Below are 12659 nucleotides of genomic sequence, written 5' to 3'. Positions count from 1 at the left end.
TTTAACCGCTTTGCTAATTACACCAATAGCATAAGAAAAACATCCAATGCCAATAGCACTATTATGCTATATAAACCATTCCACTTTACCCCCATTTCAAAGGGAGAAATTTCAGTTATTCTAGCGCTAATACGAACAGAGGTAGTAGACGGAGAACTGCCCGCTACTACAGCCCAAGTCATCATCATTACTAGCGCTATGGTAACAGGCATATGTTCGACACTGGGTAATTGAGACAAGGCGCCTGCCATCAAAGTGACCGAAATCATCGGACTGACAAATAACAGTGCTGCTAAATAAATTAGCCATGAAGCCGCAATTAATATCAGCGCAGCTGAGATATTCAAATCGGCTAATTGCTGTGCAAACCAGTCAAGATCAAACACCGCTAATAACAAACGTCCAATAAGAACCGATCCTGCAAAGAAGACGATTTCTGAGCGTTGTAACGGTAATCTAAAAAATATGTCGGTTCTAAATCGCTTTATGGTTAATCGCACGGCGCTTAATTTATTATACGAACGACGATACTGAGCAAATATCCAAGCAATGCTGACAATCGGCGCACTGACTAACACGGCAGAAATTGGGCGTAATGGTGTGGAGAGTATGAGTAGCCCAGATATTGTTGCTAAGGTGAAGACAACAATAATAATGGGGTAACTCACTTTCAAGTCGGATAAATTGTTGGAAATTGTTGGTACAAGATGTCTAAGATGTTTGGGCGCCTGAACATGGTCGAGCCAAATACCAAATAAAAGTAACGCTAGGGTGAGGTATAAGCCATAGGGAATAATATCTATCCATTGTAAATTAGGAATGGTAGTTACTAAAAGCGTAATGGTGATAGAGGTAGGTGCCCACAAAGGTATGCTACAAAACCCTCGCAATACTGCCAACATCATACGCCGCTGCCTTGCACTGCTGATTCGTGTGTCAACGGTCTCTTTATTTTCAAGTAAACTTCGCTGGATCATCGTGCCTAATAAATTAATGGCACCAATACTCATTAATATGCCCAAAATATGGCTGGCAAAGCTAAGCAGAGCATAACGTCTGACGGGGTGTTGCTGTAAAAGCACATGACCGGTGAGGTTAACTGAATTTGAACTTAAGGCAGCTTCTTTTAATAGGCCAAGGGCAATTAAAAAGAATGCAAAAAAAACGACACTGCGACTTAACATGCCCAACTGGTGTAATGATATTTGAGACAATAATAACAATGAAATTGTTAAGCCAATAGCAACCAATGCGATTATTTTTGTTGATAAGTCTAGAGATTTCCACTCAACAATAATAAATATTATCAGCACAAATACAGCCAAAAGTGCTGTTGGCTGGTAGCCAGTCCATTCTGTTATCAAGGTCGCTAAAAAAATAATCACTAGGCATAAAGGCGACAGCCAAAAAGCGGGGGATTTATGTTGTTATTGTGCTTAATGTCACTAGTGTTGTTCATCAGTATTTTTCTTTTACATGAATGATTGATGTTAAAAATAGTATGACAAAGCATTCGTTTTTAGACTTTGCCATTTTATCCCTTTGATGAGAGTTTTTGTTTAAGTAACGCTGGGGCTGAAGGAGAAATTTAATTTTATTCATCCATGGTTTACTAAATGCAGCATCAAACTTACTGGCTTCAGGTGCTTAATAATACCATCAAGTACCGCTTTGCGGAATTTAATTTTGCAATGTAGCTGTTTTTAATTTTTATCAATTGGATGTATTCAATCAAGTTTCTCGCGTTTATCGGCTATTTATTTTTCAAACTGAACTGTTATTGTTTAATGACTTTATAAAGTACATAGAATAGCTTTTTAAAAACACTTGCAAAATCTAGTTCCGCATTGCAGAATGCGTAAGCTGTTTTACTGCGTCATTAGTCTTGTAGTAAGAATAAAAAAATAAAATTGTATTAGAGTGAGCACTTAATGTCCAAACCAACAGAATTAGAGTTACTTGCTGATTTAGAAAAAATAAGTTACCAAGACCGATATCATTGTAAAACAACTTATGATGTTTTTTGCCATGCTGCAGATGAATATCCGGCTGATATCGCAATAGCTGAACATATTACTGCGGACCGAGATGAAGTCGCGAAACAAATAACGTTTGCCACTTTAACCAATAAACTTAATCAAACAGCAAATCTATATAAAAATTTTGGCGTTGGTCGAACTGATGTTGTCTCTATTTTGCTGCCCAATTTGACTGAAACTCATCTTAGTATGTGGGCTGCACAAGCGGTTGGAATTGCCAATCCGATTAACTATCTGCTGCAAGTTGATCACATAATAGAAATACTAAATGAGGTAAAAACTAAGGTATTAGTTACTGTTTCACTTGATGAAGGAACGGAATTAGGAAATAAAGTGCATGAAATTATTGCACGCGTACCTACACTTGAACATATTATAGTACTCGACAATAACCATGGTGAAATCAGTAATAAAAATTTAACCGTCACTGATTTTAATCAAGGAATATCTACTCAATCGAGTGAGAAACTGGCGCAAAGTCTACGGCCCAAAGGTGATGATATTGCGATGTATTTTCATACTGGTGGTACAACTGGCCGTCCTAAAATAGCAAAACTATCTCATGATAATATCAGTTTTGTTGTGCAAGTTTATGCAGGATTTAATGCTTATCATGGTAAATCTGCGGTTTTAAATGCATTACCATTATTTCATGTCTTTGGTGTTATTGCCGCAAGTTTAGCGATGTTCTTTGTGGGCCGCACCGTTGTTATTATGACCCCTGAAGGTTTTAGAAATCCTAATACAGTGAAAAACTGGTGGTATTTTGTTAATAAATATCAAGTATGTTGGTTTCCTACCGTACCGACAATTATTTCTGTTTTGTTACAGCAACCTGATGAAAACATCGACTTAAAATGCTTTGAACATGCGGCTTGCGGTTCAGCACCTTTACCGCTTGAACTAAAATTATCTTTTCAACAACGATTTAATTGTAATGTGACTAATGGCTACGGTATGACAGAGTCTTCTTGTGTAGTTGCTAGGGTTCTCCCTGGCTACGATGTTGCAGGAGTTGCTGTCGGAAATGCTATACCTTATAGCCGGGTGATTGCTGCTGAATTAATTGATAATAAAATTAGCCGCACATGCGCATCTAACGAACCTGGCATTATTTTGGTGAAAGGACCTAATGTTTTTCAAGGCTATTTAGACGAAAATGATAATGATGGCGCCTGGGTAGAAGGTGATTGGTTTAATACCGGTGATTTAGGTGTGATCAATGCATTAGGGCATATTCAGCTCACGGGTCGAGCAAAAGATTTAATTATTCGTGGTGGTCATAACATTGATCCACAAATTATTGAAGATGCATTGTTAGCCCATGCTAATGTCATTCAGTCAGTAGCTATTGGACAGCCTGATGCTCATTCAGGTGAAATACCTGTTGCCTATGTGGTGTTAAAAGATAAGCAACAAACGACTGAAGCTGAATTATTACTACATTGCCAAGCACACATTAGCGAAAGAGCGGCAATTCCTAAGCGAGTCGAAATACTTGATGGTTTTCCATTAACGGCTGTTGGTAAAGTTTTTAAACCGATATTACGTAACAAAGCCACTGAATATAGCGTTAATGCTTTGTTGAAAAAAAATGACATTACCGCGCAAATCACATCAGAATTTGATCCGGAAAAAGGTCAGATTGTTCATATTAAGTTATCAAACCTACAAGACAAACAAAAAGTCGCTAAATTACTAATTGCCTTTCCTGTCTTAGTTAATTACACCCGTTTCATTAATTAGGTGAGCTATTTTAACCGTTAGTACACCATAAAGTTTAATACAAAGTTATAAGGAAAAATTATGAAAGATGCATATATATACGATGCCGCAAGAACTGCCTTTGGACGTCATGGCGGAATTTTATCCTCTGTTCGACCAGATGATATGCTCGCACACCTTATAAAAACTTTAGTGCAACGCAGCGAGTTTGATTTGAGCCTTTATGAAGATGTTATTGCTGGCAGTACCAATCAAGCTGGCGAAGACAGCCGCAATGTGGCTCGTTTTGCGGGGCTATTAGCTGGTTTACCGATTGAAACCGGTGGTTTAACTGTTAACCGTTTATGTGGTTCAAGCTTGTCGGCGGCGTTAGATGCTGCTCGATGTGTAAAAGCCAATGAAGGTGAGCTATTTATCGCTTGTGGTGTTGAGTCGATGAGCCGCGCGCCATTTGTTTTAGCTAAAGCCACTTCAGCCTTTGCTCGCCAGCAAGAAATTTTTGATACCACCATGGGGGCTCGTTTTACTAACCCCGAAATTATTAATGCCTATGGCGGTCACTCGATGCCTGAAACCGCTGACAACATTGCTAGTGATTTAAATATTAGTAGAGAAGACTGCGATGTATTTGCTGCCAGCTCACAAGCTAAGTATGAAGCAGCAAAAGTAGCAGGGTACTTTGTTGGTGAAATTATTCCTGTCGAAGTGTCACAAGGCCGTAAGTTGCCGAAAATTTCTGTTGTAACTGATGAGCATCCACGCCCAGCTTCAACGGTAGAAGCGCTTGGTAAATTAAGGCCATTATTTGATGGCGTAGTAACCGCCGGCAATGCATCAGGCATTAACGACGGGGCTTCTGCCATGATTATTGGTAGTAAAGAAGTGGGTGAAAAAGCAGGTATAAAACCTCGGGGTAGAATTATAGCGGGCGCGATCGCCGGCGTACCTCCACGTGTTATGGGCTTAGGGCCAGTTCCTGCTTCACAAAAAGCCTTAGCAAGAGCCGGTTTAACATTAGCTGATATGGATGTTTTAGAATTCAATGAAGCGTTTGCTGTACAAGCGCTAGGCTGCATGAAACAACTAGGTATCGCTTTTGACGACCCCCGTGTTAATCAAAATGGTGGCGCGATTGCGATTGGACATCCTTTGGGGGCAAGCGGTACGCGAATTATGCTAACGGCATTACGCCAATTAGAAAAAACGGGTGGTCGATACGCATTAGCGACCATGTGTATTGGTATTGGTCAAGGTATCGCTGTCGTTATTGAGCGTGTTTAACTTTCTAAAAGTAAGGAATTAAGTTTATGTCAGTTGTTAGTTATCAATTAGAAGGTAATATTGGTGTTATTCGTTTAAATAACCCGCCAGTTAACGCGCTTTCTCATGCCTTAAGGTTAGGAATTCAATCGGTATTAGCGCAAGCAAAAGATGATGAATCATTAGCATTAGTTTTGATGTGTGAAGGGCGTACTTTTATCGCAGGGGCAGACATTTCAGAGTTCGGTAAACCGCCTATGTTGCCATCGTTACCTGAGCTGCTTAATGTTGTAGAAGCATTTACTAAGCCTATTATTGCTGCCATTCATGGCACAGCACTTGGTGGTGGTTTAGAAACAGCCATGGCTTGTCACTATCGTTGTGCATTGGCCACGGCGAATGTTGGTTTACCTGAAGTTAAATTAGGTTTGTTGCCTGGCGCTGGTGGAACACAAAGAGCACCTAGGTTGGTCGGTGTTAAAGCCGCAATGGACTTAATTACTACCGGTGTACCAATTTCGGCAGATAAAGCCCTGAGTATCGGCTTAATTGATAAAGTAGTTGAAGGCGATTTACTGACTTCAGCGATTAAGTTTGCCCAAGAAGTTGTTGAACAAGGGGCTGTAGTTAGAAGAGTAAGAGATATAGAGGTTGATAAGGAAAGTGTATTAGATAATTTTTTTGCTGATTGTAGAGCGAAATTAAGTCAGCGATATCGGCATCAAGAAGGGCCTCAACGTATTGTTGAATGTATTGAAGCGGCTATGAATAAACCTTTTGATGAAGGTCTTAAAGTTGAAAGGCGTTTATTTATAGAGTGTATGAACTCATCGCAGTCTGCGGCATTACGTCATATGTTTTTTGCCGAAAGAATGTCCTCAAAAATTAAAGATTTACCAAAAGATACTCAGCTAAAAGATATTAAACACGTGGGCATTATTGGTGGCGGTACCATGGGAGGAGGTATTGCAATGAATTTTGTTAATGCGGGTATCCCTGTGACTTTACTGGAAATTAACGATGTAGCATTGCAGCGTGGTAAAGATATTATCGCTAAAAATTACGCGATGACAGTTAAAAAAGGTAAATTGACTGCTGAGCTCGCCGTACAACGCCAAGAGCTGATCACAGGCACCACAGATTATAACGACTTAGCTGATATGGATTTGGTGATTGAAGCCGTTTTTGAAAACCTAGACATCAAAAAGCAAGTATTCGCTAAGCTTGATAACGTGTGTAAACCCGGTGCTATTTTAGCCAGTAACACTTCTTATCAAGACGTTAATTTAATCGCAGAGTCAACTTCTCGTCCACAAGATGTTATTGGTCTGCATTTCTTTAGTCCTGCTAATGTAATGAAATTACTTGAAATTGTACGTGGTGAAAAAACCTCTGATCAAGTGCTAGCGACATCGATGGCGATTGCTAAAACCATTAAAAAAGTGCCGGCACTGTCTCGCGTTTGTTATGGCTTTATTGGTAACCGTATGTTGCGTCAATATGCGCGTGAAGCCCAATTATGTTTACTTGAAGGCTCAACACCTCAAGGTATAGACACCGTAATGCAAAACTTTGGTATGGCAATGGGACCGCTCGCTGTTGGTGATTTAGCTGGGATAGACATTGGCTATAAAGCGCGTGAGGGTTTAACTGATGAAGAAAAGGGGGATGTTAGAACCTACTGCATTGCTGATGCTTTATATGACATGGGCCGTTTAGGTCAAAAAACCGGTGCAGGCTATTACCAATATGATCCCGACACAAGACAGCGTATGTCAGACCCGCTAGTACTTGAGGTTATTGAAGCACAAGCCAAGCAAAGAGGGGTTGTGCGTAAAGCAATTGATGATGAAACTATTTTACAACGTTTAACTTTTGCTTTGATCAACGAGGGCTTCAAAATACTTGAAGAAGGTATTGCACAACGCCCAAGTGATATTGATGTGGTTTACGCCTTCGGTTATGGATTTCCAGCTTATCGAGGTGGCCCAATGTTTTATGCTGAGAGCATAGGTTTAGAAAAAATCTATCAAACTATATGTGAATTCGGCGAAACTTACGGTGAAGAGTTTTGGCAACCTGCTGCATTATTAAAACAACTTGTTGCGGAAGGTAAGACCTTAACTCAATGGGCAAACAGCCAATAGCTAAAAGAGTGACAAAATTAGCGATACCTTTTTTGGTATCGCTAATTTTTTATCACAGCAAATATGTTCTAGGGGATAAAAATGTCAATTCCGAAAACCTTACAAAATAAATTATCTTTACCTGTCATCAGTGCCCCCATGTTCATCATATCGGGACCAGAGTTAGTTATCGCAGAGTGTAAAGCCGGTATTGTTGGCTCTTTTCCTGCCCTTAATGCGCGTCCACAGTCATTACTTGCTGAATGGTTGACCACCATTAAAACTGAATTAGCGCAGTATCAGGAAGCTAATCCGAACGCTATTGTTGCGCCCTATGCGGTTAATTTAATTGTTCACAAGAGTAATGACCGATTAGAGGATGATGTAGATACTTGTATTGAATATAAAGTGCCGATCATTATCACCAGTTTACGTGCGTTAGATCCTAAGTTAGTTGAGCGTATTCATGCCTATGGTGGCATTATTTTTCACGATATTATCAATGTTCGTCACGCCGAAAAAGCCATAGAAGCAGGTGTAGATGGTTTAGTTTTAGTGTGCGCTGGCGCAGGTGGACATGCTGGGACCTTGAGTCCTTTTGCTTTAGTGAGTGAAATTAAGCAATTTTTTGATGGGCCTATTGCGTTGTCTGGCTCGATTGCTAATGGCGCGTCAATACTATCAGCACAAGCTTTAGGTGCTGACTTTGCCTATATAGGCACGTGCTTTATTGCCACTGAAGAAGCTAATGCGGAACCAGAATATAAAAACATGTTGGTTGAACATAGCGCGAAAGATATTGTTTATAGCTCACTATTTACCGGTGTTCATGGGAATTATCTTAAGCCAAGTATCTCTAATGCCGGTTTAGACCCTGATAACTTGGAAGAGGGCGATAAAAACAAAATGAAATTTGGCTCATCAGGTGGTAGTAAAACGAAAGCTTGGAAAGATATTTGGGGTGCAGGTCAAGGGTTAGGCAGTATTAGGGAGATCACGAAGGTGTCTACTATCGTTGAACGCTTCAAAACAGAATACGATCAAGCGCTATCTCGTTTAAATCGACTGAACAACCAATAGGTAGAACAAAATGACATTTCAAGAAAATATATTAATACACAAAGATAGTGGTGTTTTACACATAGGTATTCATCGTCCAGAGAAAAAAAATGCTTTAACTAGCTTAATGTATGTGGCTATGGCTAAAGCACTTAAAGATAGTGTTTCTGATGACAGTATTAATGTCGTACTTATACACGGTACAGATGATGCGTTTTCAGCAGGGAATGATTTAAACGATTTTAATCATCGGGATGTCAATAAACCTTCGCCGGCTTCTACTTTATTATATGAACTACATAATTACCCTAAACCGATAGTTGGAGCCGTATCGGGTGTTGCCGTTGGTATTGGCGCAACCATGCTGCTACATTTTGATTTTGTGTATGCATCAGAAACTTATTTTAAAATGCCTTTCGTCGATTTAGGTGTATGCCCCGAAGGCGGTTCGAGTTTGCTTATTCCTCAATTAGCCGGCCATCGAAAAGCGGCTGAAATATTAATGTTAGGCGATGCTTTTAATACCCAAACGGCAATTAATATCGGTATAGTTAATCAGCAAATAGACAAGACCGAAGTATTTGACTTTGCTTTAAGTAAAGCGAAAGCATTAGCGCTGAAACCACAAAATGCCTTACGTACCACTAAAAAACTTCTTAAAGCACCCCAGCAAAAAATACTTACCGATATTATTAACAAGGAGTTAGTGATTTTTGCACAGTTACTTCAAAGTGAAGAATCTCAAGCAGTAAGAAACAGAAAATAAGGGGCTAAAATGAAACCTTGGGCAAATAAAGAAATGCCGCCATTTAATGATCATTTGGGCTTTGTGATTGAAGAATGGCGAGAAAATCATATTAAAATGAGTGCTGAGCTTAAACCTGAGCATTTAAATCGTTCAGGCATCCCACATGGAGGGTTTATTTCAGCTTTATTAGATGCAGCAACTGCACTGACTGGTGCCTACAGTGACGATCCTCTTAACTATAGAAAAGCGTTAACTTTATCGTTAAATATAAACTATTTAGGCCAAGCTCAATCAAACAAAATTTATGCTATTGGTAGAGTTACAGCTTCTGGCCGAAATATCTATTATGGCGCTGCCGATGTATACGACTCTTTTGATAATATTATTGCGTCAGGTCAAGGCGTTTTTCGGTATAGAAAAGAGTAACTTAACACTAAGAAAAATCAAGTGGTTTGGAGTGGTTTAGGTACCGTCACGCAGTTAGCTTATAGTCTTAGAAGTGGAGAATATTTTGAAAGATCAATTACATCACTATCCTTATCAATTAAAACACCCTGTAAGGTGGGGAGATATTGATATGTTAGGACATGTGAATAACAGCAATTACTTTCGTTACTGTGAAGAAGGTCGAGTGCAATTTTTCACTGACAGTAATATCAGAGCTGCCCTTGGGGGCGATAAGTTAGGATTTGTCGTTGCCTATATCGATTGCAAGTTTAAATTTCCGGTGACCTATCCCGATAATCTGATTATTGCCACCAAAGTTGAGAAAATAAGTAGCGATAGGCTCACTTTAAGCCAAGTTATCTTTAGCGAAACACATCAAAAAATTGCCGCTAAAAGTGAAAGCATTATTGTTTCATATAGCCATGAAATGCAAAGCAAGATTAAGCTGCCAACCGCGGCATTATCTTTGTTAGAAAAAGAATTAAACCGTCAATTTGAATAAATTGAAAGCATGCAGCAACGAAATTATCGAGGCCTACTGTTATAAATAGTCCGTCAAATTTTGTATTTATTTTTTGTTTACTTACCGTGCTTAAGAAATTTGAAATGTTCAACAATATTGTTTTTGTTGATTTGTAGGGCATAAAAATTTGAAACAAAAAAACCAAAATAAATGCAATAGTATATTTTAACGCTATTCTGCGCTTAATTGCGGCTAAAAATCTATAAACCGCCTCTTTAAACCTATCTATAATCTTTATTTTTAGCGCAAATAATGAGATTATAACTACCATAAGTTGAAAACGTTTTGACAGCTAAAACAAGTCAATACGCCTACTATCAAAACAATTGAGTAGTTCAAAATGAATACACCAACGGGTATGCCAAGAGATACAAATGGGGAAGTCGATCGTAAATTTGTCGAAGCGCTTGCCAGAGGATTAGATATATTACGGGCATTTAACCCGGGAGATGGATTTCTTGGTAATCAGGAGATAGCTCAACGCACAGGTTTGCCTAAATCGAGTATATCAAGGTTAACTTATACCTTAACAAATTTGGGCTACCTGACTTATTCAAAGCGTTTAGAAAAGTACCAACTTGGCGCTGGTGTATTGGCTTTGGGTTACGCATTTGTGTCAAATCTTGCCATTCGTCAAGTCGCCAACCCTCAAATGAAAGAACTTTCCATTGAAACCGGAACATCGATAGGCCTGGCAGACAGAGATCGACTTGACATGATTTATGTTGATCATTGCGCGCCCAAAGATATTGTTACCTTTAAAAAAGATATTGGCGATAAAATCCCGATGGCAACTACGGCAGCAGGCCGAGCTTATTTAGTGGCATTGTCAGAAGAAGAACGTGAATTCTTTATGAGACATTTTAAAGAAAAACTCGGTGATAAATTTGAGACTGTTAAAGCTGGCGTTGATCAAGCGTTGGAAAGCTACAAAGAATTTGGTTTTTGTCATTCTTGGGGCGATTGGGAACGAGATACCAATGCCATTGCAGTACCGCTGAAGCTCACTCAAGGGCAAATTTATGTATTCAATGCCGGTGGCCCAGCATTTAGGTTGTCGAAAGAGTTTTTGAGTGGAGAAGTCGCGCCACAATTAAAAAGTATGGTGCGTAACATCGAAGCAACGTTAATTCGCTTTTAATACTTTTTCTTAGTTTACTATCTCACCTGATGTTAAAAGGCCTTTGTTTATTGCAAAGGCCTTTTTTGCAATTGGCAGATGATTTTATTTTATTTTGTTTCATTGATTTTGATTTTGATTTTGATTTGGGTTTTGAATTGGCACTAGCTTTAGAGAAGGAGGAGGTGAATAAAAAGTTTGGTAGTTAAAGTTCTGTTTTTATTGTTCGCGATAGGGCACATGCTTTCCCAACCGCGAACAATCAAGACTACATCATAAAGTTAGGCAATAGCAGCGACAGTATCGGGAACGCTATAATCGCAATAAGTACTAATACATCCATGACCAGAAAACGTGTAACGCCCATAAAAATGTCATATACCGCTACCGAAGGTTTAGTGACACTGGCGATAACAAAAACGTTTAATCCTACCGGCGGAGTGATCAAGCTTATTTCAAGCAACTTTATCACGACGACACCAAACCAAATTAAGTCTAAGCCATAACCTTCTACCATAGGAATTAAGAAAGGCAGGGTAAGTACCATAATACCTAATGGATCAAGAAACATACCTAGTAAGAAATATACACCAGCGATCATCACCAGTAATACCCATAGTGATACGTCAGCAGACTCAATCAAACCAACCAATGCTGGTGCCATACCGGTTAGCGCTACAAAGCCAACAAAAATCTTTGCACCGGCGGCAATAAAGAAGATAGTCGTGGTTTGTGTACAAGTTTCCTTAATGGATTGAATAAATTGCTGCCAATTAAGTCGTTTCTGTAAAGCGCCAATAATGATTACCGAAAATGCACTAATAGCAGCGGCCTCAGTAGCCGTAAATATACCACCATAAATGCCACCAATAATAATAGTAAAAAGTAACATAGCCGGCCAACATCTTATAGCGGCCTTTCGGCGATCACCTTTGACAAGTAACGTGGTATCAGCCGGTGCATCACTTGGGTTACGCTTTACCCAGATATATATAACGACTAAAAAACCGACTAGAGAGAGCAGGCCAGGGATAATACCTGCCAAAAACAGACGGCTAACGGACATTTCAGTAAAAATTCCGTAAACAATAAATAGAACACTAGGTGGGATAAGTGAACCAAGTGTGCCACCCACCGCAACAGTTGAGGTAGCTAGACGCTTATCGTAACCCATGCGTAGCATTTCAGGCACACAGATTTTACCCATCGCTGAAGCACAAGCGATGCTAGAACCGGTAATAGCGGAGAAGCCACCACAGCCAAAAACAGATGCCATAGCCACGCCGCCAGGTAAGCGTTTTAGCCAAACCCGTGCAGCATGGTAAATATCAGTAGTGATACCGGTATGGTAGGCAATATGACCTAAAAGTACGAATAGCGGTATCATACTTAGATCATAAGAATGCACTAAATCGAAGGCGTTAGACGAGATCATAGTCAGTGCCGGTGCCACCGCTATGTCAATGTCAAAACCACCGTTTCGCATAGCAAAAAATAAAAATATAAATACCGATGATACGCCAGCCAAACTAAAGGCGATTGGTACACGAAACATCAGTAAAAGCAACGTACAGGCAAACCCGACAAGCCCAAGCATCAATGGATCCACAGA

The 12659-nt window shown here is 39.6% G+C and carries 10 protein-coding genes; 8 read left to right on the top strand and 2 right to left on the bottom strand.

Going from position 1 to position 12659, the window contains the following annotated elements:
• Window positions 1-17: 17 nt before the first annotated feature.
• On the bottom strand, window positions 18-1313 hold the full coding sequence (locus A3Q33_RS00950) for a hypothetical protein (protein ID WP_231295751.1): 1296 nt from the start codon (window positions 1311-1313) through the stop codon (window positions 18-20).
• A gap of 618 nt (window positions 1314-1931) precedes the next feature.
• Here A3Q33_RS00950 and A3Q33_RS00945 point away from each other — a divergent pair.
• The 8 genes from A3Q33_RS00945 (at window position 1932) to A3Q33_RS00910 (ending at window position 11068) form a co-directional block, all read left to right on the top strand.
• Window positions 1932-3785, top strand: coding sequence for an acyl-CoA synthetase (locus A3Q33_RS00945; RefSeq protein ID WP_081178062.1), 1854 nt, complete (start codon window positions 1932-1934; stop codon window positions 3783-3785).
• Between the two features lie 60 nt (window positions 3786-3845).
• On the top strand, window positions 3846-5045 hold the full coding sequence (locus A3Q33_RS00940) for a 3-oxoadipyl-CoA thiolase (protein ID WP_081178060.1): 1200 nt from the start codon (window positions 3846-3848) through the stop codon (window positions 5043-5045).
• Window positions 5046-5071: 26 nt separating this feature from the next.
• A complete protein-coding gene (locus A3Q33_RS00935; RefSeq protein WP_081178058.1) occupies window positions 5072-7171 on the top strand; it encodes a 3-hydroxyacyl-CoA dehydrogenase NAD-binding domain-containing protein in 2100 nt (699 codons plus the stop codon).
• A gap of 81 nt (window positions 7172-7252) precedes the next feature.
• Window positions 7253-8230 carry an NAD(P)H-dependent flavin oxidoreductase gene (locus A3Q33_RS00930; RefSeq protein ID WP_081178056.1) on the top strand — a complete coding sequence of 326 codons (978 nt, stop codon included), beginning with the start codon at window positions 7253-7255 and terminating at the stop codon, window positions 8228-8230.
• A 10-nt stretch (window positions 8231-8240) separates the two neighbouring features.
• Entirely contained in the window at window positions 8241-8975 is a 735-nt protein-coding gene (locus A3Q33_RS00925; protein ID WP_081178054.1) for an enoyl-CoA hydratase-related protein, read from the top strand.
• 9 nt (window positions 8976-8984) lie between these two features.
• Window positions 8985-9383 (top strand): PaaI family thioesterase, encoded by a 399-nt coding sequence (locus tag A3Q33_RS00920; RefSeq protein ID WP_081178052.1) that lies wholly within the window; start codon window positions 8985-8987, stop codon window positions 9381-9383.
• 85 nt (window positions 9384-9468) lie between these two features.
• Window positions 9469-9906, top strand: a complete 438-nt coding sequence (locus A3Q33_RS00915) for an acyl-CoA thioesterase (protein ID WP_081178050.1) — start codon at window positions 9469-9471, stop codon at window positions 9904-9906.
• A gap of 361 nt (window positions 9907-10267) precedes the next feature.
• The gene (locus A3Q33_RS00910; RefSeq protein WP_081178048.1) at window positions 10268-11068 is read left to right on the top strand and encodes an IclR family transcriptional regulator; all 801 of its coding nucleotides are present in this window, start codon (window positions 10268-10270) and stop codon (window positions 11066-11068) included.
• Between the two features lie 247 nt (window positions 11069-11315).
• On the opposite strand, the gene A3Q33_RS00905 is transcribed toward A3Q33_RS00910, so the two are convergent.
• Entirely contained in the window at window positions 11316-12656 is a 1341-nt protein-coding gene (locus A3Q33_RS00905) for a TRAP transporter large permease (RefSeq protein WP_081178046.1), read from the bottom strand.
• Window positions 12657-12659 lie beyond the last annotated feature (3 nt).

It is taken from the genome of Colwellia sp. PAMC 21821 (genome assembly GCF_002077175.1).
GTDB lineage: Bacteria > Pseudomonadota > Gammaproteobacteria > Enterobacterales > Alteromonadaceae > Cognaticolwellia.
This window is presented reverse-complemented; position numbering and strand designations above follow the sequence as displayed.

Coding starts and splice junctions, on each gene's coding strand:
- A3Q33_RS00910 (WP_081178048.1), top strand. CDS start 10,268: ATGAATACACCAACGGGTATGCCAAGAGATACAAATGGGGAAGTCGAT.
- A3Q33_RS00935 (WP_081178058.1), top strand. CDS start 5,072: ATGTCAGTTGTTAGTTATCAATTAGAAGGTAATATTGGTGTTATTCGT.
- A3Q33_RS00930 (WP_081178056.1), top strand. CDS start 7,253: ATGTCAATTCCGAAAACCTTACAAAATAAATTATCTTTACCTGTCATC.
- A3Q33_RS00925 (WP_081178054.1), top strand. CDS start 8,241: ATGACATTTCAAGAAAATATATTAATACACAAAGATAGTGGTGTTTTA.
- A3Q33_RS00940 (WP_081178060.1), top strand. CDS start 3,846: ATGAAAGATGCATATATATACGATGCCGCAAGAACTGCCTTTGGACGT.
- A3Q33_RS00920 (WP_081178052.1), top strand. CDS start 8,985: ATGAAACCTTGGGCAAATAAAGAAATGCCGCCATTTAATGATCATTTG.
- A3Q33_RS00945 (WP_081178062.1), top strand. CDS start 1,932: ATGTCCAAACCAACAGAATTAGAGTTACTTGCTGATTTAGAAAAAATA.